The sequence below is a fragment of the Halonotius roseus genome (assembly GCF_006861655.1).
GTDB classification, from domain to species: domain Archaea; phylum Halobacteriota; class Halobacteria; order Halobacteriales; family Haloferacaceae; genus Halonotius; species Halonotius roseus.
In genome coordinates, this window is record NZ_SESI01000003.1 from 46,303 (window position 1) to 70,455 (window position 24,153).

General features: G+C 65.2%; 29 protein-coding genes, 1 tRNA gene and 1 other RNA gene. 16 read left to right on the plus strand and 15 right to left on the minus strand.

Translation table 11 applies throughout. From position 1 onward, the window contains the following. Positions 1 to 82: 82 nt before the first annotated feature. Genes EWF95_RS10245 through EWF95_RS10255 form a run of 3 tightly spaced genes read left to right on the plus strand, consistent with a single transcriptional unit; the run spans position 83 to position 2,787 of the window. Positions 83 to 823: an ABC transporter ATP-binding protein gene (locus tag EWF95_RS10245; protein ID WP_246055696.1), complete on the plus strand. Its 741-nt coding sequence runs from the start codon at positions 83 to 85 to the stop codon at positions 821 to 823. Then, positions 823 to 2,058, plus strand: coding sequence for an ABC transporter permease (locus EWF95_RS10250; protein ID WP_142443985.1), 1,236 nt, complete (start codon positions 823 to 825; stop codon positions 2,056 to 2,058). Before EWF95_RS10245 ends, EWF95_RS10250 begins: the two co-directional genes overlap by 1 nt. Before the next feature lie 48 nt (positions 2,059 to 2,106). Continuing rightward, a complete protein-coding gene (locus EWF95_RS10255) occupies positions 2,107 to 2,787 on the plus strand; it encodes a DUF1405 domain-containing protein (RefSeq protein WP_142443986.1) in 681 nt (226 codons plus the stop codon). Here the strand turns inward: EWF95_RS10255 and EWF95_RS10260 are convergent. Continuing rightward, entirely contained in the window at positions 2,784 to 3,248 is a 465-nt protein-coding gene (locus tag EWF95_RS10260) for a hypothetical protein (protein ID WP_142443987.1), read from the minus strand. The two genes, EWF95_RS10255 and EWF95_RS10260, sit on opposite strands and share 4 nt — an antisense overlap. Positions 3,249 to 3,359: 111 nt before the next feature. Continuing rightward, entirely contained in the window at positions 3,360 to 3,593 is a 234-nt protein-coding gene (locus tag EWF95_RS10265) for an antitoxin VapB family protein (RefSeq protein WP_142443988.1), read from the minus strand. Positions 3,594 to 3,744: 151 nt separating this feature from the next. On the opposite strand from EWF95_RS10265, the gene gatD reads away from it, so the two are divergent. The 6 genes from gatD to EWF95_RS10295 all read left to right on the plus strand — a co-directional run bounded on the left by gatD (position 3,745) and on the right by EWF95_RS10295 (position 7,743). Further along, the gene (gene gatD / locus EWF95_RS10270) at positions 3,745 to 5,031 is read left to right on the plus strand and encodes a Glu-tRNA(Gln) amidotransferase subunit GatD (protein ID WP_142443989.1); all 1,287 of its coding nucleotides are present in this window, start codon (positions 3,745 to 3,747) and stop codon (positions 5,029 to 5,031) included. Then, positions 5,022 to 5,321 (plus strand): hypothetical protein, encoded by a 300-nt coding sequence (locus EWF95_RS10275; protein ID WP_142443990.1) that lies wholly within the window; start codon positions 5,022 to 5,024, stop codon positions 5,319 to 5,321. Before gatD ends, EWF95_RS10275 begins: the two co-directional genes overlap by 10 nt. Before the next feature lie 100 nt (positions 5,322 to 5,421). Next, a complete protein-coding gene (locus EWF95_RS10280; protein ID WP_142443991.1) occupies positions 5,422 to 6,306 on the plus strand; it encodes a universal stress protein in 885 nt (294 codons plus the stop codon). Between the two features lie 96 nt (positions 6,307 to 6,402). Then, positions 6,403 to 6,966, plus strand: coding sequence for a class I SAM-dependent methyltransferase (locus EWF95_RS10285; protein ID WP_142443992.1), 564 nt, complete (start codon positions 6,403 to 6,405; stop codon positions 6,964 to 6,966). Positions 6,967 to 7,052: 86 nt separating this feature from the next. Continuing rightward, positions 7,053 to 7,364, plus strand: an RNA gene (gene ffs, locus EWF95_RS10290) — signal recognition particle sRNA. Positions 7,365 to 7,437: 73 nt separating this feature from the next. After that, complete coding sequence (locus tag EWF95_RS10295) at positions 7,438 to 7,743, plus strand: DUF7111 family protein (protein ID WP_142443993.1); 306 nt, start codon at positions 7,438 to 7,440, stop codon at positions 7,741 to 7,743. A gap of 15 nt (positions 7,744 to 7,758) precedes the next feature. Here EWF95_RS10295 and EWF95_RS10300 read toward each other — a convergent pair whose 3' ends face one another. Then, positions 7,759 to 8,481, minus strand: coding sequence for a protein sorting system archaetidylserine synthase (locus tag EWF95_RS10300; protein WP_142443994.1), 723 nt, complete (start codon positions 8,479 to 8,481; stop codon positions 7,759 to 7,761). Between the two features lie 163 nt (positions 8,482 to 8,644). Between EWF95_RS10300 and EWF95_RS10305 the strand changes: the two genes are divergently transcribed. After that, positions 8,645 to 9,070 (plus strand): plastocyanin/azurin family copper-binding protein, encoded by a 426-nt coding sequence (locus EWF95_RS10305; protein WP_142443995.1) that lies wholly within the window; start codon positions 8,645 to 8,647, stop codon positions 9,068 to 9,070. A gap of 46 nt (positions 9,071 to 9,116) precedes the next feature. On the opposite strand, the gene EWF95_RS10310 is transcribed toward EWF95_RS10305, so the two are convergent. From EWF95_RS10310 to EWF95_RS10325, 4 genes are read right to left on the minus strand one after another with little or no spacing between them, the layout of a single operon-like run. Continuing rightward, a complete protein-coding gene (locus EWF95_RS10310) occupies positions 9,117 to 9,767 on the minus strand; it encodes a 30S ribosomal protein S3ae (RefSeq protein WP_142443996.1) in 651 nt (216 codons plus the stop codon). Continuing rightward, positions 9,764 to 10,135, minus strand: coding sequence for a KEOPS complex subunit Pcc1 (locus EWF95_RS13775; RefSeq protein WP_142443997.1), 372 nt, complete (start codon positions 10,133 to 10,135; stop codon positions 9,764 to 9,766). The genes EWF95_RS10310 and EWF95_RS13775 overlap by 4 nt, the downstream gene beginning before the upstream one ends. Next, positions 10,128 to 11,369, minus strand: coding sequence for an exonuclease RecJ (locus tag EWF95_RS10320; RefSeq protein ID WP_142443998.1), 1,242 nt, complete (start codon positions 11,367 to 11,369; stop codon positions 10,128 to 10,130). The genes EWF95_RS13775 and EWF95_RS10320 overlap by 8 nt, the downstream gene beginning before the upstream one ends. Positions 11,370 to 11,378: 9 nt before the next feature. Then, on the minus strand, positions 11,379 to 11,843 hold the full coding sequence (locus EWF95_RS10325; protein WP_142443999.1) for a 30S ribosomal protein S15: 465 nt from the start codon (positions 11,841 to 11,843) through the stop codon (positions 11,379 to 11,381). A gap of 251 nt (positions 11,844 to 12,094) precedes the next feature. On the opposite strand from EWF95_RS10325, the gene EWF95_RS10330 reads away from it, so the two are divergent. Both EWF95_RS10330 and EWF95_RS10335 read left to right on the plus strand, forming a co-directional pair. Beyond that, a tRNA-Ala gene (locus tag EWF95_RS10330) sits at positions 12,095 to 12,166 on the plus strand. 165 nt (positions 12,167 to 12,331) lie between these two features. Next, the gene (locus EWF95_RS10335; protein ID WP_142444000.1) at positions 12,332 to 12,571 is read left to right on the plus strand and encodes a hypothetical protein; all 240 of its coding nucleotides are present in this window, start codon (positions 12,332 to 12,334) and stop codon (positions 12,569 to 12,571) included. A gap of 42 nt (positions 12,572 to 12,613) precedes the next feature. Here the strand turns inward: EWF95_RS10335 and EWF95_RS10340 are convergent, their stop codons facing one another. The 3 genes from EWF95_RS10340 to EWF95_RS10350 all read right to left on the minus strand — a co-directional run bounded on the left by EWF95_RS10340 (position 12,614) and on the right by EWF95_RS10350 (position 16,986). After that, complete coding sequence (locus EWF95_RS10340) at positions 12,614 to 13,837, minus strand: HEAT repeat domain-containing protein (RefSeq protein ID WP_142444001.1); 1,224 nt, start codon at positions 13,835 to 13,837, stop codon at positions 12,614 to 12,616. 69 nt (positions 13,838 to 13,906) lie between these two features. Continuing rightward, the gene (locus EWF95_RS10345) at positions 13,907 to 14,395 is read right to left on the minus strand and encodes an FKBP-type peptidyl-prolyl cis-trans isomerase (protein ID WP_142444002.1); all 489 of its coding nucleotides are present in this window, start codon (positions 14,393 to 14,395) and stop codon (positions 13,907 to 13,909) included. Positions 14,396 to 14,592: 197 nt separating this feature from the next. Next, positions 14,593 to 16,986: a heavy metal translocating P-type ATPase gene (locus EWF95_RS10350; RefSeq protein WP_142444003.1), complete on the minus strand. Its 2,394-nt coding sequence runs from the start codon at positions 16,984 to 16,986 to the stop codon at positions 14,593 to 14,595. A gap of 165 nt (positions 16,987 to 17,151) precedes the next feature. Here EWF95_RS10350 and EWF95_RS10355 point away from each other — a divergent pair, with 165 nt between their 5' ends. Next, positions 17,152 to 17,517, plus strand: a complete 366-nt coding sequence (locus EWF95_RS10355; protein ID WP_142444004.1) for a DUF5518 domain-containing protein — start codon at positions 17,152 to 17,154, stop codon at positions 17,515 to 17,517. On the opposite strand, the gene EWF95_RS10360 is transcribed toward EWF95_RS10355, so the two are convergent. Further along, on the minus strand, positions 17,514 to 18,023 hold the full coding sequence (locus EWF95_RS10360; RefSeq protein ID WP_142444005.1) for a DUF367 family protein: 510 nt from the start codon (positions 18,021 to 18,023) through the stop codon (positions 17,514 to 17,516). The two genes, EWF95_RS10355 and EWF95_RS10360, sit on opposite strands and share 4 nt — an antisense overlap. A gap of 97 nt (positions 18,024 to 18,120) precedes the next feature. Here EWF95_RS10360 and EWF95_RS10365 point away from each other — a divergent pair, with 97 nt between their 5' ends. Beyond that, complete coding sequence (locus EWF95_RS10365) at positions 18,121 to 18,447, plus strand: nuclear transport factor 2 family protein (RefSeq protein WP_142444006.1); 327 nt, start codon at positions 18,121 to 18,123, stop codon at positions 18,445 to 18,447. 125 nt (positions 18,448 to 18,572) lie between these two features. Further along, on the plus strand, positions 18,573 to 19,052 hold the full coding sequence (locus EWF95_RS10370) for an RNA-binding protein (protein ID WP_142444007.1): 480 nt from the start codon (positions 18,573 to 18,575) through the stop codon (positions 19,050 to 19,052). 32 nt (positions 19,053 to 19,084) lie between these two features. Here the strand turns inward: EWF95_RS10370 and EWF95_RS10375 are convergent, their stop codons facing one another. Further along, entirely contained in the window at positions 19,085 to 19,810 is a 726-nt protein-coding gene (locus EWF95_RS10375; RefSeq protein ID WP_142444008.1) for a DUF1028 domain-containing protein, read from the minus strand. A 110-nt stretch (positions 19,811 to 19,920) separates the two neighbouring features. Here EWF95_RS10375 and EWF95_RS10380 point away from each other — a divergent pair, with 110 nt between their 5' ends. After that, the gene (locus EWF95_RS10380; RefSeq protein ID WP_142444009.1) at positions 19,921 to 20,271 is read left to right on the plus strand and encodes a cell division protein SepF; all 351 of its coding nucleotides are present in this window, start codon (positions 19,921 to 19,923) and stop codon (positions 20,269 to 20,271) included. 1 nt (position 20,272) lies between these two features. Here the strand turns inward: EWF95_RS10380 and EWF95_RS10385 are convergent, their stop codons facing one another. The 3 genes from EWF95_RS10385 to EWF95_RS10395 form a co-directional block, all read right to left on the minus strand. Next, positions 20,273 to 21,268 carry a PrsW family intramembrane metalloprotease gene (locus tag EWF95_RS10385; RefSeq protein WP_142444010.1) on the minus strand — a complete coding sequence of 332 codons (996 nt, stop codon included), beginning with the start codon at positions 21,266 to 21,268 and terminating at the stop codon, positions 20,273 to 20,275. An 81-nt stretch (positions 21,269 to 21,349) separates the two neighbouring features. Next, positions 21,350 to 22,198: a translation initiation factor eIF-2B gene (locus EWF95_RS10390; protein ID WP_142444011.1), complete on the minus strand. Its 849-nt coding sequence runs from the start codon at positions 22,196 to 22,198 to the stop codon at positions 21,350 to 21,352. 81 nt (positions 22,199 to 22,279) lie between these two features. Continuing rightward, complete coding sequence (locus tag EWF95_RS10395; protein WP_142444012.1) at positions 22,280 to 24,121, minus strand: FAD-binding protein; 1,842 nt, start codon at positions 24,119 to 24,121, stop codon at positions 22,280 to 22,282. Positions 24,122 to 24,153 lie beyond the last annotated feature (32 nt).

Sequence of the window (24,153 nt, forward strand, 5' to 3'; positions counted from 1 at the left end):
TGCTCCGAGCAGAGGTGGGCTGGTGCCGCCGGCGCGGTCGCTTGCGGCCAACGTTGATACGCGCAGACAGCCAACGGAAGGTGTGAGCGAGACAGCAGCGACCGCGACGGCAGCCGCAACCGAGGCCGGCGAGGCCGAGCCGACCGTCGTCGTCGACGAGGTGTCGAAACACTACACGGTCGGGAGCCGCGTCACCGCACTCGATGGGGTGAGCCTGACACTCCCAACGGGGTCGTACACCGCGATCATGGGGCCGAGTGGCTCCGGCAAAAGCAGCCTCTTGAATCTGATCGGCGGGCTCGATACCCCCTCATCGGGCCACGTTGCCGTCGACGGCAAATCGGTTTCGACGGCCAGCGAGGACGAGCGCGCCGCGATCCGCGGCACCGACATCGGCTTTGTTTTCCAGACGTTCAACCTCATGCCACGGCTGACCGCCGTCGAGAACGTCGCCCTTCCGTTGGTGTTCGATGGCTGGTCGCGGGCCGACCGGATCGATCGCGCGGTCGACCGCCTGGAGGCCGTCGGGCTGGGCGATCGCACCGACCACGTTCCCAGCGAGCTCAGCGGCGGCCAACGCCAGCGGGTCGCTATCGCCCGCGCGCTCGCACCTGATCCGGCACTCATCCTCGCCGACGAGCCGACGGGCAACGTCGACACCGACACCGGCGCGACCGTTCTCGATATCTTTGATGAGCTCCACGCCGCGGGCAACACCATCCTCCTTGTCACCCACGAACGCCATGTCGCCGAGCGCGCCGACCGGATCGTCCACATCACCGACGGCGAGATCGGCTCGATCGAAGCCACGGGTGAGGCCTGATGGACGGCCGCGAAGGCCTCCGGATCGCTGTGCGATCGGTACGGGCCCACAAGCTTCGCTCGGCGTTGACCGTTGTCGGTATCGTCATCGGCATCGCCTCGGTGATCACGTTTGCGACGTTCGGAGCCAGCGTCCAAGCTGAGATCATCGGCGATATCGGCGACAGCAACGCCGGCAACATCTACGTCTTCGGCACCCCCAGCGACGACGAGGGGTTCGACCGAGTGTTGCAGCCGGTGTTCACCGAATCCGATCTTGCGGCGATCGGTGAGATCGAGGGTGTCACCGCGGTGTTGCCGCGCGGCTCAGTTCAGGTGTCATCGATACGCGCTGCCAATCAGACGCTCGCCAGATCGCAGGTGACCGCAACGACACCCGAGAGTATCACGCCGGCGTCGACGGTCAGCGGTCGGGCGTTCACCAGCGGCGAACGCGAGGTCGTTGTCAACGAGCGACTGGCAACTGGGTTCAGCGAAAATCTGACAGCCGGATCGACGCTGACGCTCACCTTCCCCGACGGCGAGGAGCAACCGGTGACAGTGACGGGCGTCGTCAACGGCACCCGCGGCGAGCTACCGGTGAGCAACTTTGCCCGCCAGCCGCGGCTCTTCGCGCCGGTCGACCCCTTCTATGAGGCGGTCGTCGAGAGCCCCTCGGCTGGGGTGCGGCAGCGCGCCTACCCACAGGTGACCGTTGTCACCGATCCACGACAAACAGCCGAGACGCGCGAGGCGATCGAGGACTATCTCGCAGGCGATGCCGATGCCCGCCAACTATCGGCGAGCGACACCGAGTTGGTCGCCCGCTCGGGCAGCGATTTCGTCGATGAGATCAGCGACGTGATCGAGCGCATCACCCGGTTTGTGACCGGGATCGGCGTCATCTCGCTTGTCGTCGGCGCGATCGGCATCGCCAACGTGATGTTGGTCAGCGTCACCGAGCGCACCCGGGAGATCGGGATCATGAAAGCCGTCGGCGCGCGCAACCGGGATGTGATGAGCATCTTCGTCATCGAGGCCGCGCTGTTGGGAACGCTCGGCTCGCTGCTCGGTGTGCCGCTCGGCCTCCTTGTCGGTCGCGGGGCCGCCGCCTACGCCGACGTGACGTTCGCGTTGGCACCGGATTGGATCGCCCTCGCCGTCGTCGTCGGTGTTGTTGTCGGGGTCGTCGCCGGCCTCTATCCGGCCTGGCGGGCCGCACGCATCGACCCCATCGACGCGCTCAGACACGAGTGATCGGGGCCGACCGATAGACACCTGTAGCTGGCCGCACAGAGCCCAGCTATGTCGCGGCCGGATGACCGAGCGACGACACCGACGCGCCGGCGACCGGTGCCCGAAGCGACCGCCGAGTCGTATCTCTCCCATGGCCCGAGTCTGGTCATGCTGCTCGTTGCCAGCGCGGTCGCCTTTCTCGTCGGGGTGCGGTTTTACGTCGACACCATGCCCGCGGTGTCAACGCTGCTGTGGCCGCTGTATGCGGACTCGCCGACCGCGATCGCGTTGGCGACGCTGTCGCTGGCAACGTTGCTGCCGACGATCGGACAGCCGCTGGCGGCGACCCCGACAAACCGGCCGCTGGCGTATCTCCACACCTTTGCCTTCGTCTGGCTTATCAAGTACGGCCTGTGGGTTGTCATCGCGCTCAACCGCCGCGTTGGGCTGTATATCGGGTTCGACGCCGACGCGCTGTATGCGTACTGGGGGATCATCGGCACCCACCTGCTGTTTGTCGTGCTGGCCTTCGCTATCCTCCACTACGGCCGGACGACCCGCGGCGCGCTGGGGCTCTCGCTGGGGCTGTTGCTCGCAAACGACCTCGTCGACTACGGCTTCGGCTACCACCCGCCGCTGCGCTACGAGCCCGGGATCGTGGTGCCGACGCTGACGGTCGTGCTATCGTTTGTGGCTGTCGCGCTGGCGGCCTGGCAGTTCGACCGGCTTAGCGACGCGACGGCGGCCTAAATTTCCCGCGTCAGCCCGTCACGTAGATCCCGGCCGAAGTAGTGGCCGACGAGCCCGAGGCCCGCACCAAGGACGACGCCGAGGCCGCCGAAGGCGAGACCGTACTGCTGGAAGAAGTCGATTCCAATGGGGAGCGCGGCAGTAGTGAGCAGGCTCAACGCGAAGTTGATGCCGACGACGATCCCACCGGCGAGGCCGGTTTCGAGATAGCGAGCGTCGCCAGCGAGGATACCGAGGACGAACGTCGCCGCGAAAACACCGGCGAGCGAGCCGATGCTGCCGATGATCGGGATCGCGCCGCCGACACCGACGCCGATGACGACGGCGACCAACGAGAGTAGGAAGGCTTTCGCCGAGAAGCGGCCACCGAGTCGACCCGAGCCGCCATCATCGTCGGCACTCGACGGGATCTCGGTGTCGACCCCTTCGACCGTCTCGGTTAGTTCGTCGGACTGCTGCATACCGGTAGCTGACGCCCCAGCGGTTTGGCTGTTGTGCCGTCAGCGACGATACTGTGCGGCTTGCCATCTGTATCACAGCCGCGAAGAACTATTCTCGATACGTCTCGATTTTTAGATCCTCGATTGTTCATCGAACGCAGCATCGATATCCTCAGAGCCCTGCTCAACCGCTGCTTCGAGGTCATCAGCCGCTTGCTGAGAGAGAAATCCGGCGTTCGTCCGCCAATCGGAATCAAGTTCCTCGAAGAGTCGGTCGAGCGTCTCGCTGAAGCTCTCATCACCGCGTTTGTGCGCTTTCAGCCGCTCGTAGACATCTTCTTTGATGCCGATGTTTTTCGAGGCCATCCGTATTTTGTGTATGGGTTTGGGTACACATCAACGTTGTTCCCGGTCTCCCCCGTTTCAAAACAAGCGGAGTCAAAAGCTTCCGTTGGAATCCCCACTATCTAAACCGCAAAAGCGTGGTTTCAAGTCGACCCCCGGGCAAGGCGGGCGTATGAATCCAGGCGACCGCGTCCGCGTCGAGCGCGGCGATACCACCAACGAAGGCGTGGTGTTGCCCTCCTCGACGAGCGACCACATCGTCCTCAAGCTCGACGGCGGCTACAACATCGGGATCGACCGCGAGACAGCCAGCGTCGACTTGCTGGAAACCGACGTTCACGATATCGACGATGAGGGTGAGCCCGACGACGGAACCGTCTCCGAGATCGAGTTCGGCGACGACCGGCCGACGATCTCGCTCATCTCGACGGGTGGCACCATCGCCTCGACAGTTGATTACCGCACCGGCGCGGTGACCGCACAGTTCACCGCCGAGGACGTACTCCGAGCCGTCCCCGAGCTCGCCGGCCGCGCCAACTACCGGGGTCGGGTCGTCGCCAACATCCTCAGCGAAAACATGGATCCCTCGATCTGGCAGGAGTTGGCTACCGCCGTCTACGACGAGATCGAGGCCGGTGCGGACGGCGTCGTCGTCATGCACGGCACCGACACGATGCAGTATTCGGCGGCCGCGCTGTCGTTCATGCTCGATACCCCGGTGCCGATCGTCTTCACCGGCAGCCAGCGGTCGGCCGACCGGCCCTCCTCGGACAACGTGATGAACGCGGTGTCGGCGGTCGAAGCCGCGAAATCCGACTGCGCGGAAGTACTGCTCTGTATGCACGCGTCGGCCAGCGACGACCGCTGCGCGCTCCACCGCGGCACCCGCGTCCGGAAAAACCACACCTCCCGGCGGGACGCGTTTGAGACCGTTGGCAACAAGCCGCTGGCAACGATCGAGTATGCGACCGCCAGAGACGACGGCGCGGACGGCGACGCTGCCGACGACGCCTTCGATTTCAACCGCGAGTACGCCGCCCGCGGCGAGACCGATCTCGCGCTCGCCGACGACCTGGATCCCGCGGTCGAACTTGTGAAGTTCACGCCCGGCATGGATCCCGCGGCGTGGGACTACCTCGACGACGCCGACGGCGTGATCATCGAGGGCACCGGCCTCGGCCACATTCACACTGATCTGATCGGCCGGGTCGAAGAGCTCGTCGACGACGGAACCGTGGTTGCGATGACGAGCCAGTGTTTGGAGGGGCGAGTTTGTGACCGCGTTTACGACACCGGCCGCGATCTGCTGGATGCCGGCATCGTCGAAGCCGGCGACACGCTGCCCGGCACCGCGAAGGTGAAGCTGATGTGGGCACTGGCGAACGTCGGTGATCCGAGCGAGGCGATGGGTCGGTCGCTGGCCGGCGAGCTTACCGAGGAATCCCAGCCGTGGCAGTAGCGGCGTCGCTGGCGGCCGCTGGGTCACCGTTTCAGATCGCGGCCGGCTCGCCGCTGCTGGTCGCCGCCGTCATCGACCGCCCCATCATGGTCGTCATCTATGGGGTGACACTCGCTGTCTCGGTGTGGCTCTTCCGGGATGCGCGTCGTCGACAGCGATCGATCCCCGTAGCGGCCGGCTGGGCGATCGGTGGGTTCGTCCTCCCGGGGATCGTCCACTTCGGCTATCTCTACGGGCGAATGAAGGAGACATCGTCGACCCCCGAACCACCGCGTGAGGACGACAGCTGACGAGACGTGCTGGTCGGGCGAGGATGACACCTGATGGGACTGGCTGCTAACAGCGGCGTCGGCAGGGGTTGTTATTAGGTCGCCGCCCGAAGCGACGGGTATGTTCGACCGCATCCTCTTTCCGATCGACGACAGCGATGGTGTTGCGGCCGTCCGTGACAGCGTCTATGCCCTCGCAGCCGCCCACGACGCGACCCTCCACGTGCTCAACGTCGCCGACACCGCCCACGACAGCGTCACCCGGATCGGCGACCAGGTCGTCGACGCTCTCGAACAGGCCGGCGAACAGATCGTCGACGAAACCGCAGCCAAAGCTGCCGAACAGGGGATCCCCACGGAAACGGCGGTGATCCAAGGCGGTGTCGCCGCGACCATCACGACGTACGCCGAGACCGCCGAGATCGATCTCATCGTGATGCCGACGCAGGGCCGAACCGGTATCGAGGAGCGACTGCTCGGGAGCACAACCGAGCGCGTCAGCCGCGAGACGCCCGTGCCGTTGCTCACGCTGCGGCCCGACGCCGCGCCGCTGACGACGCCGATCGAGCGGCTGCTCGTCCCGACCGACGGCAGCGACACCGCCGCCGGGGCTCTCGATGTCGGCATCGAACTCGCGGTCGCCGACGGCAGCACGCTCCAACTGCTGTCGATCATCGACACCGGGCTGTTTGGGGGAGATCTCCGAGCCGATCAGTACACCGAGAGTCTGACCTCGGCCGCCGAGAGGATCATCGACGACGCCCGCGACCGAGCGACCGCCGCCGGCGTTGCGGATGTTGTGACCGCCGTCGAGGACGACGAGTCGGTGGCTGGGGGGATCCGGTCGTACGCCGCCGACGCCGACAGCGACTGCATCGTCGTCGGTACCCACGGCCGAACCGGGCTCGACCGGTATCTGCTCGGTAGCGTGACGGAGACGCTGATCCGAACCGCGCCGGTGCCCGTGTTGGTCGTCCCGCCGACGGAGCACGCGGCCGAGGAGTAACGCGACGCGCTCACCGACCCACTTCTATCCACGTAACTCCTCGCCAGACGGGAGCGCAACCGAGGCTCTATTGGGCTGGACAGCCACAATCGACTGATGGGATTTCACACGTTTGATCCGGCGAAGGCAGCCAGGTTAGACGACGAAAGCCGGTATCAGTTCTGCTCGCGGGATGAGCTGCTCGGCGCGCTTGCGGCCGGCGGCGGGGCCGACGACCACCTGCTCGATCTCGGCAGCGGCACCGGCTTCTACACGACCGCGCTCGCACCCTTTTTCGATCGGGTTTCGGCGGTCGATATCCAACCGGAAATGCACGACCACTTTCGGGACAACGGGGTGCCAGCGAATGTGTCGCTGGTCGAGAGCTCGACCGATAGTCTGCCGCTCGCTGACAGCTCGGTCGATGCCGTGGTGTCGACGATGACAGCCCACGAGCTGCCGCTTGCGGCAACACTGACTGAACTTCGGCGGGTGCTTGACGCCGACGGGCGGCTCGTGATCGTCGACTGGTCGGCTGAGGGACGGGGAGAGGCTGGCCCGCCGCGAAGCGAACGCCTCGGCGCGGCCGATCTCCGGGAGTCGCTGACCGAGGCCGGCTTCAGCGTTGAGCGTGCAGAGGAACGCGGCGAAACACTGCTGATTGCGGCGACAAGCAACTGACGGCGACAGCGTGGCAACCCCCGGATGGCGTCGACATCCGCGGGGCGGCGAGCCGAAAGGGACTTAACGCCCTCGGCTGTATTCCGGAGTGGACTAGGCTGGGCAGGTAGGCCCTGCTCTTTACCCGTGAGACAGTCTTTAGCGGGGGCCGAACAGCCGGGGCGTCGGTCGAACCGACACAGGCCTCGGGAGCCAACGTGGAAACCTCGTCCGTCGGGGACAGCGGTTCGGTGTGTACACCCGCAGGGGTGTTCCACACCGGTTGATCGGCGACAGTGGGTCAGGCGCGGAAGCGAGCAGCCCATCGCCGAACGCCCGTCGCTCGCCGGATCGCGGGGTGGAGAAGGCAACCGAGAATCCCTGTGTTTGGAACGGCCGGCAAGTCGGTCTGTCCGCCATTCATACGCGGTCTTCTATCCAACGCCACCAGGCCACCGACAGCTTCGACTATCAGCAGCCCCTGCTGTCGGTATGGCCGACGACGCGACGACAGACAGTGACGATCCAGCACGCGAGGCGAGCGACAGCGATATCCAGGCCACCTACACCGAAACAGCGGGCGAGCGACGACTCAGCTTCGACCGCGAGGGCCAGAGCGCGGTTGTCGCCCAAAACAGCGAGGGGTATGCGATGTTGCGGGTGCGACAGACAGCCGAGGGTGACGAGCTCGAACGCTACTATGGGTTCGATATGGCACTCGATCACGCCGCGGAGCTACTCGGTGTCGACCCCAACGCGCTCCCGGTGCCCGAGGCGGCCGCCGATATGGGGATGTAGCGGGTCAGATCCGGACTACTCCTCACCGAACGACGACTGCAGCCACGTGCTGTCGAGATGATCCCGCCAGTAAAACCGCGGCGCGAAGACAAGATACGCGAGGGCAAGAAACAACAGCGCGAACGCAAAGACACGCCCGTAGTAGCCCGACGTGAGGATCGCCAACCCCTGGACAACGCCCATAATCAGCGCGTCCTGGGGGTGGAGATCCGGATAGGTGATCCGTGTAACCATCAGCACCGCGAGCACGCCAACAAGGCCGATGAGCTGCCAGACCGCGGTGAAGCCGGCCAAGACGGCCGCCGCGAGGATCGTCGCCGCCAGCGTCGTCTGGACGCCTTGGGTTTCGGCACTGTCGTAGTCGTAGGCGGTGTACATCCCCAACCGGGTGACCGCCATCGCCACAAATAGGGCGGGCAGACAGACGCCAACACCGACGATCACGGGATCGCCGTTCGGCATCCACTGCTCGAAGACGACGGCGACGACGAGGACGGCAGGGGCGACACCGAAGGAGGCGACATCAGCCAGCGAGTCGAGATAGACGCCGGCGGGCGTGCTCCCCCGACGGCGGGCGACGATCCCATCGAGGGCGTCGGTGATCGCGCCGACGAGGATGAGCCGGGCGGCTAAGGTCACGTCGATAAGGGCGGCCGCGGTCGCCAGAAAGCCAAGCGCGGCGTTGGCGACGGTGACCGCATCGGCGACCCCGAGTCGCCCGACGAACCGCGGTTGCATATCTGCTCGTTGGTCAGTGGGAGGTTATGTGTTGTTATCTCCGGAGCCAGCAGCGATGACAACGCGGCGGCGGCCGATGCCGAGAGCCACGCGAGCGACGTTGCATTCGACTATCGAGAATCGAACCACGCGGCCTATATGGCTCCCATCCCTACCGAATGCTATGACGCAGCCGCAGACGCGACGGCGGGTGCTGGCGGCTCTCGGCACAGCGGCAACCGGCGGGCTCGCCGGCTGTGCCAGCGTGTTCGCCGCGAGCGAGTACGACGTCGGCATGCGGACACAAGCGTTTGCACCCGAAACGCTACGAGTCGAACCCGGCACCACCGTCGTCTGGCGGAACACCTCGACGCGCGGCCACACGGTGACAGCCTACGAGGATACGCTCCCCGACGAAGCGGCCTTCTTTGCGAGCGGTGGCTACGAGAGCGAGGCGGCCGCCCGCGAGGCGTGGCAGGAGACGAGCGGCGGCCGGCTGGAAACTGACGACACCTTTGAGCACACCTTCGAGAGCCCCGGCCAGTACAGCTACGTCTGTCTTCCACACGAGGAAGGCGGGATGGTCGGGACGATCATCGTCGAGGCGTAGCTGCGGTGCTGGACGGGCGAGAAAAAGCAAAAATCCGACTGCCGGCTTAGTCGTCGGCCACGTCTTCGGCGATGTCGTCTTCGTCGACATCGACGGCCGTGGCTTCCTCTTCGGCCAGCTCTTCGGGGCGGGCTTCGAGTTCGAGCTTCGTGACCTCGACGCGGCGAAGCGGGTAGATCTGTTTTGCTTCGCCGTAGATCGCCGATGAGAGGCGACCCTCGATGGCACTGTCGGCCAGCTCCTCGAAGGTTCGCTCCTCGGCGGCCTCCTCGACGAGGTCGATCATGACACGCCGGATGGCGTGCTCTTGGCTGTTGTCGGCCTTCTTCGTCGTGAAGGCGACCGGCTGGATCTTCACGCGGTAGTCGTCGGTCGTGACGACCGTGATGTTGGCCTCGGTTTTCGAGGCTCCGCGGCGCACGAGGCTGCGCAGGTAATCCCGCGTCAGCTCGTGTTTGATAAACTCGGTGTAGGCCGTATCCGAGCCCACGTCGTCGATCTTGAACGTGAGTTTGGTGTTGTCTGATCCGGCGTCATCCGTGATGTCGCCGAGAGTCGTCTCGATGGTGCGGCCGACGACCTGCTGTGGCTCTTCGGCGATGGTCTCACCGAGTTCGGCCCGATCGAACTGCTCGGGGGCCTGTACAGTGTACCATCGTTTTCCGTCCTGTTGCTGTGAAACTGATCGTTCGCTCATGATTGGGTTGTGTTATCTGTCGTAGGTTCGGCTGCGGTGCTGTCCTCGGTCGGGGCGATGTCGGAATCCGCGTCGGCGGCGGCGGTGTCGGTCGCGTCGTCACCAGCGTCGGCCGTGTCGACGGCGTCGAGTACCGCCTCGGCGACGCCAAGGTTGACGACGTAGTCGTCGACGGTCGACTGCAAGCCGCCGGTGGTGTCGCGGTCGATCTCGGTCGTGACGGTCGCTTCCTTGACCCGCGTCGTCATCGACGCGGTGTTGTCGGGGTCGACCGCGCGGGCGACGCGCTCGGCGCGCGTCGGTGTCGCGTACGACGTTGTCACGGTCGCGCTGCAGACGACCGCGGTGTGAGTCGTGGCGTCAGTCATCAGCGAGTGCCTCCCTGATCGCGGCGATCAACTCACCGTCGGCAACGCTGTCGTCGACAGCGAGTGTTGCGTGCGTCGGCGTCCCGCCAGCGTCGCCATCGAACTCGCGGGCGACGGTCGCCGTTGCGTCGTCGAGCCCGCGTGGCTCGGGTGCCGCGAGGGCTGCCCGCCGGCGGCCGTCGATCGACTCGCTGACGACGAGCGCGACGGGCTCCGGCGAGCGGAACTCCCGTGCGAGGCGTGCGACCGTCGGCAACACCGACGGCTGATCCGTCTCGACGCGGAGGACGTAGACGCCATCGTAGCGACCCGTCGTCGGCGCGTCGAGTGCGGCATGTGCCGCGGCGGCGTGATCGCGCCAGGTCGCCAGTGCCTCGCTGACGGCTCCCGGCGCGCCGAACGCGAGTGATACCGCCACCCCCGGTGCCTCGCGGGCGAGTGCTGACAACACGTCAGCGTAGCCGCCAAGCGTAGCGAAGGGTGCGGTCGGCGTCGCGTACGGCCGGAGTGCGGCCTCGACCGAATCGGCAGCCTGTGGGGCGGCCGGGTCTGCGGTCGCGGTTGCGACGGCGACAGCGGAGGCGAGTTGCGTTCGCGTCTCGTCGTCGGTCTCGGCGTCCGAATCGGTCGGGATGCCAAGGTCGGCGAGGAGTTCGCCCGCGGCGTCGACATCACCCGAGAAGGGCGCGTCGAGCCGCGTCGAGTGGGCGAGATCGGCTGCGAGATCGGCGGTCGGCACCACAACGCCGGGTCGACGCTCAACGAGGGCGGCCGACTCGGCCGCCGCGAGGAGGTCGTCACCTCCGGCTCCGCCGGGAGTTTCACCGGCGGCGATGACACCCGCCAACGCGAGTACCGGGTCGGGATCAACGCCGAGTTCGCGGCTGATCGCCGCGGCCGTGACGCTCGCCGGCTGGCGGTCGTCGCGGGCCGGCACCGCGAGGTCAGCCGGGCCGCGCTGGCCGCGGCCGACCACGAGTGTTTGGCTGCCGTCAGGCTCGCCGTCGCTCTCCTCGCCGTCGACAATGTCGCCGGCTGGATCCGCTGAGACGTGGACGCGGAACGGGATCTCCCGATCGCGGAGTGCGACCGCGAGCAGCCCGCAGGCGGCGAGTGCGTCGCCGTCGGCGTGACCGAAGAGCCGGACGAACGGCGCGGCCGCTACCGCCGAGGCCACCCTGCTGGCGGCGTCGGGATCGGGAGCGGCTGCGGCGTCAGTCCGGGAGTCCGACATCGTGAATCCTTATTCGAGGAGTTCTTTCGCTTGCTCGTAGCTGTAGTTGAAGTCGGCGTCGATCTCGTCGCCGCGGTAGTAGTTGGCGAGGCGACGGATCTTCGACTCCGTGTTCTGGAGTGCGCGTTTGTTCTGGTGGTCTTGGCCGTTTTCTTCGAGATGCTCACGGAGGTTGATTGCGCGCTCCATGAGTCGCCGGAGATCCTCGGGGAGCTCCGGGGCGGCGTCGTTGTCCTCGAGAATCTCGCCGACCTTCTTGCCGGTGGCGAGTTTGACGTTCGGGATCGGCGTCCCTTTGACGCCCTCATCGCGGAGTTTCATCCCGATGACGCTGGGGTCGTGTCCCTGTTCGGCGAGTTCAACGACGCGATCCTCGATGGCATCGGCGTCGACATCGCTCCATTCGGCTGGTTCGTCTGCCGCCGGGCGATCCGATCCGGATGAGCCGCGGCGACGGGTATGCATTCGTGCCATTGTTAGGTTGGAACGGCACAGGCCGCAGAAACGACGTGTCCACACAGCCCCGAGACGACAGACTGGTCGCCGGGGGCTGGTGGCGCACTGTCGCAATCCCAAGCCCGTGTGGGCGAGTCAGAGTTACGACTGTGCTGTTCCCACCGACTCTTCTCCGCTGTGGGCGTTAAGGGCTTTCTATTCGCCGATAGGCTCATTACCCAGAGTCGAAGGTCTTAATACCAAAACCGGAAAACGACAGGTTGCGTTGCGGGCTCGTAGATCAGCGGTAGATCATCCCCCTGGCACGGGGAAGGCCGCGGGTTCAAATCCCGCCGAGTCCACTTCACTTCGTTCTCGCTGCGCTCGAACTCGTTCAGTGACTCGGCGTACTTCCACTCGCTCCCTACGGTCGCTCGCGGGAGTCCCGCCGAGTCCACACACCGAATCTAGTTGTTTCAGTGCGGCGTAGCGACAGGATTTTTATTACAACACCGCAATTATCGATTGTGGGCACAGATCGTGACCGGGTGTGGGCGGGCGTCCTCCAGGTGTCAAACGAGCAGGCTGGCTTCTCAGTCGAGGAGGTGAGCCGCGTCTGTGAGGAACTGTTCGGCGATGACGCGCCGCCACAAGAAACGATCAGCGACGCGATAGAGACGATGGCTGACTGGGGTGTGTTGGAGTCGTTCGGCTTTGATAGCGGCACAACCTACTATATGCTGACCGATGAAGAGATCGCTCCCTGAGTTGCACCGCGAGGAGGAGCACATGTTTTTGCAGCGGGCGTTTCAGCCCCAGATAGCCTTCTCCGAACCGTTATCCAGCCGTGACTGGATCATCGAGGCAAGATCGTGGGCCGTGGAATCTTCCTCAACAGAGTCAAGAAAGGCCGTGAGCTTCTGATCGACGAGTGCGGGATCAAGCGTCGTTAACCCCGCTGCCGCGATGATTCTGAGATAGTCATCCTCGTGGGTTAACGCCGACAGCAAGCTGTCAACGGTGTCCTCGGTCGCGGTTTCGAGTTGGCCCAACAGCCAGGCTGCGTTGCGTTGCTCCGGTTTGTGCGGGGAGTCATCGACGATCGATGCAAACTCATCCGAGACGGCGGCGTCGACATCCTCGCCCATCTCGGCAAGGGCCTGCTGGCGAACCGTGTGGCCCTCCTCGAAATCGGATTCGGTGAAGGTGGTGATCAACCCCTCGGCGGCCTCTTGGCGCACCGCCTCGTCGGCATCGTCGTCCAGTTCGTCGACGATCAGATCGACCGCCTCATCGGGCGCAAGACGGCCGATCTCGCTGATCGCGCAGGCTTTGAGTTCGGTATCCGTCCCCCGAGAGGCCGTGAGCAACGCCTCGTGGGCACCGTCGGTGCCGATGGAGACCAACGCCTCAACGGCGGCCTGCTTGGTTCGACGGATCCGGTCGTCGTCGGCCGACTGATACCTGTTGTCGTCGTCGATCCGCAGATAGCTCTTGATCGGCGTGACAAACGTCTCATCGCCGACCGCCCCGCTGGCCTCGATTGCGCGGCGGAGCACACGCAGATCCGTCTCCCGTTGGATCGTCGTCCGGAGCTTTTCGGTCGTGGTGGGGCTGCCAACGCGTTCGAAGCCGACGACAGCGAGATAGCGGAGTTCGGGCCACTGTCGCTCGTGCCATTTCGTCAAGATCAGCGGGTACGGCGTCTCCGTCGGCGTCGATTCGGGTGCCATCTCCAGTCGGGTGATAATATTGTCGGCGATCGACTCATCGATAGCGAGAAGCGTTTTGACGACGTTTGCCCGCACCGCATCGCTGGGATCGTTGCGCACGGAATCAACGAGTGCTTTGCGTCTGGCGGGGGTGATCTGTTCGGTGAATCCCCCGACCGATTCGGCGAGCACACCGGCCGCACCGTACCGAACATCCTCCTCCTCGTGGTTTCGGAGATAGCGGATGAGTTCATCATAGGCTCCCCGGCTCGAAAGCGCGTAAAAATGATCGAACAGCTCCGAGGGAGGTTCGTCTACCATTGACACACGCTATGCGGAGCAGAATCAAAAATATAGTGGCTCAATAACTGATCAGCGATGTAGAAGGTGTCACTCAGTTGTTGACTGTTCGTTGACAGCCAGCACCTCGATCTCGAAGTGGAGTGTCTCACCGGCCAGCGGCGGGTTGAAATCCACCTTCGAGATATCGTCGTCAACAGCGGTGATCTCCGCGGCCGCGCCCTGTTCGGTTTCGACGTACTGGCCGACCTCCGGGCGTTGGCCGCCGAGGGTGGCTGTGAGTTCGTCGGTCGAATATTCCTGGACATGCTCCTCCGACCACTCACCGTACCCCCGCTCCGGTGGGACTTCGATCGATTCGGTGTCGCCCTCGGCCAATCCCGGCAGTGCCTCCTCGATCCCGGTGATAACCTCGCCGGCTCCGACAGAGACCGTCAGCGGGGAGAACTCACGGTCGGGTTGGGCCTCAGCCAGCCCGGATTCGGTGGCGACAGCCTCGCGTGAGGTATCGAAGACAGTTCCCTCGTCGGTACGACCGACATACTCGATGACGACCTTGTCGCCGGCTTCGATTGTCATACTACATATACATCACCAACCGGAATAGCACTTGCGGTTGGTACCACTCGGGGGGCTAGTGGGCTGGTAGTGGGCTGGCAGTGGGGTAATGATGGACTGGCGGTGGGGTAATGATGGACTGGTGGTGGGCTAGCGATGGGCTAGTAGTGGACTGGTGATGGGTTGGTGATGAGATGTATCAAGCTGACGCTGGCGAGTTAGTCGGTGGTCGTCGGAGGCTCTTCGGGCTGTAACCCGGCCAGCCGCATCGCGTTGCCGGTCACCCCGAGGCTCATCCCCATGTCGCCGATGACGATCGCGCCAAGCACCGAGACGTAGCCAAACGGCGCGGCGATCGCCAACAGCAGCTTGACGCCGAGACTCGACCAGATATTCTGGCGGATCACCCCGTCGGCCGTCTCCGCGAGGCTATGCAGGTACGGCAGCCGTGTCAGATCGTCGGCCATCAACGCGATGTCTGCGGTCTCCAGTGCGGTGTCGGTACCGGCCGCGCCCATGGCGATCCCGACGGTCGCCGTCGCCAACGCGGGGGCGTCGTTGATCCCGTCGCCGACCATCGCCACGCCGCCCGGGTGTGCCTCACACAGTTCTTTGACGGCGTCGACCTTCTCCTCGGGCATGAGTCCGGCACGTACCTCGTCGACGCCGACGGCCTCGCCGATCGCCCGGGCGGTGCGCTCGTTGTCGCCGGTGAGCATGACGATCTGCTCGATCCCGTTGGCTCTGAGTCGCTCGATCGCCCACTCAGCCTCCGGACGAACGGTGTCGGCGATTGCGATCACCCCTTCCAACCGCTCGTCGGTGCCGATGAGCACGACCGTTTTGCCCGCCTGTTGGAGCCGCGGGATCGTCTCGCCGAGCAGATCGACGTACTGGCCGTGTTCGCAGTCGGCGATCTCGTCGGGGTCGATGGGCGATCCCGTGTCGTCGCCGAGATCGCTGTCGTCGTCAGCGTCAGTGACGCCGGTCGTCAGCCCGCCGTCGGTTTCCAGATGCGCGTGGTCGAGATCGAAGCCAAGCTCGGTGAACAGCGAGGGCTTGCCGGCGTAGTGGGTGACGCCGTCGAGCTCCGCGCGGACACCCTCACCGGTCAAGGCCTCGAACCCCTCGACCGAGCGGTTGTCGGTGCCGTCCGTTGCGTCCGCGGCGCGGTCGACGATCGCGTCGGCGATCGGGTGTTCGCTACGGCCCTCTAAGGCGGCTGCACAGGCCAACACGTCGGCTTCGGTGTTGCCGTTGAGCGGAAGAACATCGGTGACGCCGAGGTCACCGGTCGTCAGCGTTCCCGTCTTATCGAGCGCAACGGCTTCGACATCGCCCATCGCTTCGAGGTGGGTGCCACCCTTGATGAGAACCCCGTTGCGTGCCGCGCTCGTCAGCCCGGAGACGACCGAGACGGGCGTCGAGATGACAAAGGCACAGGGGCAGGCGATCACGAGCAGCGTCAGCCCGCGGACGAACCACTCGGTGAATGGGCCACCCACAACGAGCGGCGGGACGGTCATCGTTAGCAACGCGGCGGCGACGACGATCGGCGTGTAGACCGCCGCAAAGCGGTCGACAAACTGCTCGGTGTCGGTCTGCTCGCCCTCGGCGGCCTCAACGAGATCGATCACGCGGGCGATCGTCGAATCGCTGGCCGCCGCCGTCGCCTCGATCTCGATGTAGCCAGCCTCGGTGAGACTGCCCGCATACACCTCGTCGCCCGCTCCCTTGTCGGCAGGGACGCTTTCGCCGGTGATCGGCGACTCGTCGATCGCGCTGTCGCCCTCGCGGATGACGCCGTCGACAGGGATCTTCTCGCCGGGGCGGACGATCACGCGGTCGCCGACTTCGACGGCCTCGGCGGCAACGACCTGCTCCTCGCCATCCCGCCGGACAGTCGCCGTTTCGGGTGAGAGTGCCATCAACTCACGGAGCGATCCGCGGGCTCGATCCATCGAATATGTTTCCAGCAACTCGGCGATGCTGAACAGCACCGCCAGCGTCGCCGCCTCGAACGGGAGGTTGACCGCGATCGCGCCGAGGATCCCGGCGGTCATCAGCAGGTCGATATCGAGGCTCAGATTCCGGGCGGAGTAGTAGCCGTTCCGCAGGATCGTCGTCCCCGGCACCGCGGCGGCAACGACGTAGGCGACCCAGTCGAGGCCGATGTCAGTACCGAGCACCGTCGTCAGCGTCGGATTCAGTTCCGGGACGGCCCATTCGAGGCTGATCCCGACGAGCAGAAGGGTACCGCCGACAGCGGTTTTGATCGCTCGGCTGCTCGTCCAGACCGCCGTCGAATCGTGTGGTTCGTCGCCGTCTTCGATCTCGTAGCCGGCGGCGGCGACCCGTTTGCGGATCGCCTCGGGATCGGTTCGGTCGGGATCGTAGCCGACGACAAGCGTCCCCGAGGCCGTTCGGGGGTCGATGTCGGTAACGCCGTCGAGTTTCGCAACGCTCGACTCAACCTTGGTGGCACAGGAGGCACAGTCCATCGACGGCACCGACAGCGAGAGGGTCGCGCGGTCGCTGTCGGCGGTATCCAAATCGCGCTTGGCCGAATCCGGTGGCCCCGACGGCTCTGAATCCGACGTGTGGTCGCTCATTATGTGGGGGTAGTCGCTCGATGATTATTAACTCAACTGCTAAATAGCGCGATTGTTACTAGAAAGATTGGTTGTCACGGTGGCAGCGTTAACAACTAAGGGCACAGGAACGGTCGGACACCGACGGAACCGCGTGCTTTTGAGAGTCGACCGCCTCCAGACGGTATGACAAACTGGCGTGCGGTCGGTATCGGCTTCGTCGTGCTGTTCGTTGCGGGCGCGCTGGCGACAGCCCTCCCCGTGATCGGCCACATCGGCGCGGGCCTCATCGGCGGCTTTGCGGCCGGCTACGTCGCCGGCGGCGGGCTCACCAGCGGCGCGTGGCATGGCCTGCTGGCCGGCGCGATCGGGGGTATCGCGGTCGCTACCGTCTTTGCGCTTGTCGTTGGCGTGCTTGGCGTCGCCGTCGGCGGCCCCTTCGGCGGGGCGGTCGGATTCGGTGGCATCCTCCTCGTCGGCGGGGGTATCGCGCTGCTGCTGGCGATCGACAGCGCGATCGCCGGCGCGGTCGGCGCGCTCATAGCCGACTAATCGGCGTCGCCGCGGTCAAGATACTCCTGTTGGACGGCGACGACCTCGCTGGAATCAGCGCAGTCGGCGTACCGTTGGAGAGGTTCGGCGTTGAGTTCGAGAAAGGTCTCCCCCCAGGTGAACTTGCTCAGGATCGCCTCGGCCTGCTCGGGCTCACCGAAGATGACGAGCGCGGCCGCGAGGGCTTCGACCGTCGTCAGCTCCATCGGTCGCCCGAAGTTGACGGGGTTGGCGGCGACAAGGTAAGGCAGCGCGCGGTGGTCGCCGGCCAGCGAGAAGCGGGCTTCGCCGGCGGATTCCCACGAGCAATCGAGGGCGACGAGCGCGCCGCCGTCGGCCGGGCGGTCGGCCGGCGAGAGCGCCTGCTCGGCGTGGGGGTTGAGCACGACGCCGTACGGCGTCTCGCTGTGGCTTCGGTGAAGCGTCGCCAGATCGAATTTTGCCAGCTTGCGGGCGGTGCATTTCTCGGGGTCATCGTCGCCCGCATACCGGATATGTAGCTCCACGACTGGCTGTCGGTTTGGCGGCGATCAGCAAAAACACCGTGTTCGCGGGGCGTCACAAAACCGGCACTGATCTGAGGCTGCCGCACGAAGGGGGCGTATGGATCGAGACAGTCGCGTGCGAGCCTACTACCGGCGGCTCGACGACGCTGCGTACGCGGAGCTGGAATCGCTGCTGCATCCCGAGTTCGTCCAGCGGCGGCCTGACCGCACCTTCGATGGCCGGGCGGCGTTCCTGGAGTTCATGCGCTCGGAGCGACCGGTGACCGATACCCGCCACGATATCACGACCATCTGTGCCTCCAGGGGTGGGCGGGCGGCCAGCGGCACGCTCCGAGACAGCGACGGCAACGAGCTGTTTGCGTTCATCGACGTGTTCAAATTCGGTTCCGACGGCCGGATCACCCACCTGACAACCTACGTCTGATACGGTTTGTTGTAGGAAGTTACCGCTCGACCGCCGACCGGTGGGCGGTCGAGGCGGTAACCGTCTACAGTAAACAGTATAACCGAAACGGGCGATTTATTCGCCCCGACCACCTCCGGCCGCGCATGCAGGTTAGCTCCAGACACCACCTCCGCAGTGATGCGATCGACGACCTCACCGCGTCGCTGGCGGACTCCCTCGGGGTCGACATCGAGGGCGACACCTTCGAACTCGTCGAGCTCGACGGCACCGAATTCGATATCGTCCTCGTTGACGGCGAGAAGCTGGTCGCCTACGTTGACGACGAGCCGTTTCTCACCGTCGAGGGGGCCAACGAGTTCCCGCCACAGCGCGGGCTCGTGACCGTCGACGCCGGCGCGATCGAGTTCGTCTCCAACGGCGCGGACGTGATGCGGCCGGGGATCGTCGAGGTCGACGACGGGATCACCGCGGGCGATCTGGTCGCCATCGCCGAAGAAACACACGGGAAGGTACTCGCCATCGGCCGGGCACAGACCGACAGCGACGACATGCTCGGCGACTCCGGGAAGGTCGTCAGCTCGATCCACCACGTCGGCGACGACCTCTATGAGTTTTCCGTCTAAGTGAAAGGGCCGCCGCGATACAGCCCTCGCTGTTAGAGAACGTCAGGATCGTCCGGCTCAGCGTAGGCGTCGACCGTTTGTTCATACCCCAACAGCGCGGCGTTGTACGTCGTTTCGAGATCGGCGATCGGCGACTCGCTGGCGTCGACCCGGAGATCGTTGTAGAACCGGCGGTCGTCGGTCGACTCGGTGGTGACAACACGAACGGCCGCGCTGCCAACCGTGAGCGGCCCATCGTTGTCGGCGTCGCCATCAGCGCGGCGGGTGTCGATCCCGCTGTCGGTCGCGGCCGAGAGCGCGTCGATCAACCGCTCGGCCAGCGGCTCCTCTCCGAAGGCAGCCCCGGTGTATCGATCGGCGATCGCATCGAGGGCTGTCTCGCTCGGCAGGTGCGTTCCGGCGACAGTGTAGTGATCGCCATCGCGGTCGGCGGCCGCCACGCAGTCGCGGCCGGTGGCGGTCACACTCGACGAGCGACCGACACCGTGGAGCTGTCGGCCGCGCCGCACCGACACGTCCGCAGCACCGAGCAGCACCTCGACCGCGTCGTCGATGGCAACGCCATCAGCGAGATAGCGAGTCAGGCGGTCGCCGAGGCTATCGTCGATATGGCCGCCCATCGCGGCCGCGCCGTCGGCGGAGACAACGGGTGCGAGCGCGCCGATCCCCGGCACCGCGGCGGCCGCGGCGACCCCGAATCGGAACCGACGGTCGCCGTCGACCTGGTAGGGCTCCCGCACGCAGAGACTGACTGTCATACCGATGGCTTGGGCTACAGCGACAAAACCCCACAGATCGGGGATTTTCGTGAGGTGTCAGGTGCCTGTCTGACGTAAGAACTATTGTTGAACGCCGGCTCCGATACCCTATGGGTATCATGAGCAAGATCCTCGGTAGCGAGAACGGGCAGTCGGCGTCGGAGTACGTCGAGCTCGATATGAACGATGTCTCAGGGGCTGCCGAGAGCGCGGGAATGTCAGTCAGAATCGCCGAGATCAGCGACAAACACGACGTGATCGATATCAAAGACGCCATCTACGACGGCGATCTCGTACTCGCGGATATCACCCGCCACAGCACGAGCGACCGGACGATCGAACACATCATCGACGAGCTCCGACAGGTCACCCGCGAGGTTGACGGCGACATCGTCCAGAAGGGTGACGACCAGCTGATCGTCACGCCGACCGGGATCGGGATCGACCGCGAAAAGCTGTAGGTTACTGTTCGACCGCCTTGGCAGCCTCCGCGCCGTTTGTCTCCCGGTAGTGCCGTTGGTATCGCCAGAGCTTCCGCAGCAGGAACAGCCCGAAGATGCTGTCGAAGATGATGACGTAGACCAGAAACCCACCGAGCCCCGGCAGCCCGGTGATCGAGGTAACGACGTAGGAGCCGATGCTCACCGTCGAGTTGTAGGTCGCGTGAATGACGGCCGCAAGCAGGAGGCCCTTGACGACGATCGGGCCCTTGTTTGCGGGATTGAACTTTGCTAAGCCGAGATAGTAGCCCGCGATCGAGGAGTAGATGACGTGGCCCGGCCCCGCCAGCGCACGCACCGCGGTGATGTCGCCGCCGGCAGCGACCGCGCTCAGCCCGACGGTCAGCTCGGCCAGCTCGCCGGTTTCGGAGAGCTGCCGGATGATATACAGCGCGTTTTCGATCGTCGCAAAGCCGAGGCCCGCGACCGCACCGTACACCGCCCCATCGATGACGGCATCGAACCGAAGATCGGTGTAGGCGTACAGCCGCACCGCAAGCAGCTTGACCGTTTCCTCGCCGGGGCCAACAATCAGGAAGAAAAACAGCGGCATCCCCAACACCCCAAGCGGCTCAAAGAACTGTTGGGCCGTCGAGTTGAACACCGCCGCAAAGGTCGCAAACAAGATCGAGAGCAGAAACGTCGTCACCAGCAACGACAGCGGCTCGGCGGCGGTCACATCCGAGCGATAGACATAGACGGCCAGCCCGGCGGCCGGCACCACCGACAACAGCGTCAACATCCCGACAGCGGGATCGCTGAGGGCGGCCAGCCCGCCGATCCCGGCGAGGATACCGAGCGCAAGGAGGACGACGACCCATTTCGCCGCCCGCGTCAGCAGCCAGTAGAGGGCGACCGCCGCCCCGTCGATCGAGGTGCGTTCCTCCCAGGAGGCGATCTCATAGAGATCCCGTGACTCCTCGGCGGCGGCCGCCACGGGCTCTTCTGTGTCGTCCATACGGTGTGTGGGTGGTGTGGTCGTAAGGATGCCTCGGTTGGCACAGTGCTTGCTGGCAGTCGGTGGTGGGCCGTCCGCGGTTCAGATGTCGTGAACCCCGGTATCGGTGATCAGTGTATCGATCAGCTCGACCGGCGTCGCGTCGTAGGCCGGGTTCTCGATGGTGATCCCTTCGACAGGCTCAAGCATCACCTCGGAGGGATCCCGGTACTGGTTTTCAAACACGAACCCCTCCTCGATCACCTTCGCGCCGGAGCCGACGGCGACGACCGGCACATCCAGCTGGTTGGCTGTCGCCGCCAGCGGGAAGGTGCCGACGCGATTGTACAGCGTGTCGTCGACAATACAGTCTAGACCGATGACGACGCGGTCACACTCCTGGAGGAAATGGCCCATCGCGTTGTCGACGATCAGGTGCGGCTCAACGCGATCGATCGCCGACAGCATCCGCGCTGTCCCGCGGCCGATGTATCGCGGCCGGGCTTCCATCACGTAGGCATCAAGATAGAGGCCCTCCTGGGCGGCGGTTTCGACCGCGGCCAGCGCGGTCGAGGAGAAATCGTGCGTCATGAACGTCTCGCCGTCCTCGAAGGTGTCGGCGGCGTGTTCGGCAGCCCGCCGCTTGCCGGTCTCGATGTCGTCGACGACGCGGTCGATCGTCTCGCGGGTGAGCTCCTTGGCGTCGGCGACGGTGTCGGTGACATCGACAACCGAGCGTTCGACCGCCCGCACCGCGTTGTGGAGGGAGGCATGCGAGGGGTTGGCCCGCCGGAGCGCGCCGGCGTTGCGCTGGAGGTCGAGTTCGAACTCGTCGACGGAGGCGTACTCGCGGTCGAGCAGCTCCGACAGCGCTTCGGTCGCCTTGATGGCGATTGTCGAGGAGCTGTGGGAGTGCATCCCCTGTATCTCCTCGACGGTCTCGTTAATCATACCTCAACGTATTCGCCTCGGGCAAAATGTGTTGCGGCAGGTCGCCGTCCGGCAGGCTGCTGGTCGCCGCCGGGGACGTGCTCAGTAGCTCCGGGTTTTCGGCTCGTAGGTCTTCTCCTCGCCCTCAAGGATGACCGGCCGGTACCACAGCTCCGGGGAGCCATCGTTCCACGACAGCAGCGTGTGTTTCAGCCACTCGTCGTCCTTCCGCTCTTGGTGTTCGGCCCGCCAGTGTGCGCCGCGGAACTCATCGCGGGCAAGCGCGCCGACGGTGATCGCCTCGGCGAGATCCAACAGATTGCGGGTCTCGATCGTCTGCAACAGATCGGTGTTGAACGTCTGAGAGGGATCGGAGACAGCCACGTTCTCGTACTCCTCTCGTGCCTGGCGGATCTCCCGGAGGGCCTCCTTCAGGCCATTTTCCTCCCGGAAGACGTTGACCTTCGCGGTCATCGTCTCCTGGACATCGGCCCGCACCGCCGAGTGGTGGATGCCGTCGCTCTCCAACAGCTCGTCGATCCGTTGGCGAGATTGCTCGACAGTGCTGTCAAGCACGGAATCGGCGTCGGCCGATCCGCCGGCGGCGACAGCCCCGCCGTCGGCAACGGCGTCGCCCGGCGACCCCGGATCGCCGAGCTCGACTGGGCTGTCAACAGTTGCTCGCTCGAACTCGCCGCGCTGGCCGGTTTCGATCTCGGCGGGCTCCATCTCCTTGCCGGCGGCGTGGTAGCCGGCGCGCTTGCCGAAGACGATCAGCTCGGGAAGGGCGTTGCCGCCGAGACGGTTCGCGCCGTGAACTGACGCACAGGCACACTCGCCGGCGGCGTAGAGTCCGCCGACGCAGGTTTCGCCGTTCTCGTCGGTTTCGATCCCGCCCATCGCGTAATGTTGGCCGGGTTTGACCGGCATCGGCTCCTCAAGCCCGTCGGCACCCTCGAAGTCCTCCGCAAGGTGGAGGATGTTTTCGAGGCGGTCGATGATGCGCTCCTCGCCGAGATGGCGCATGTCGAGGTGGACGTACTCGTCTTCGATCCCGCGTCCCTCGTTGACCTCGGTCAACTCGGCGCGCGAGACCACGTCACGGGAAGCCAGCTCGCCGTCGTTGTTGGCGTACCCGTGTTCGAACATGAACCGCTCGCCGTCCTTGTTGTAGAGGATGCCACCCTCACCACGAACACCCTCGGAGATGAGAACACCGGTCGACGGGAGGGTGGTGGGGTGGAACTGGATGAACTCCATGTCCTCAAGCGGGACGCCAGCGCGGTAGGCCATCGCTTGGCCGTCGCCGGTACAGGAGACGGCGTTGGTCGTGTGGTCGAACGCTTGGCCGGGGCCGCCGGTCGCAAGGATGACGCCGTCGCGGGCCTTGAAGCCAGAGACTTCGCCTGTCGCCACGTCGTAGCCGACGACGCCGTGGCAGTGGCGATCCTCCGGGCGTTCCTCGTCGGTGACCGCGAGATCAAGGACGTGCCACTCGTCGTAGACTTCGATACCTCGCTTGACGACCTGCTCGTACATCGTATGCAACAGGTGGTGGCCGGTTTCGGCACCGGCGTAGGTGGTGCGGGGGAACGAGAGCCCACCGAACGGTCGCTGGGAGACGCGGCCATCGTCCTCACGGGAGAAGGCCATCCCCCAGTGTTCGAGCTGAATCACCTCGTAGGGGCTGTTCTGACAGAGCGTTTCGATCGCAGGGGCGTCGCCGAGATAGTCCGACCCCTTCATCGTGTCGTAGGCGTGATCCTCCCAGGAGTCGGCATCCCGGAGGGCGGCGTTGATCCCGCCTTCGGCCGCGCCCGTGTGGCTCCGCACCGGGTGGAGTTTCGAGACGATAGCGACATCCGCACCGGCCTCGTCGGCGGCGATGGCAGCCCGGAGTCCGGCCCCGCCCGCGCCGACGACGACGACATCGTGTTCGTACATAGTTGAGTAGTGTTGGTCTGGATACGTTGAGC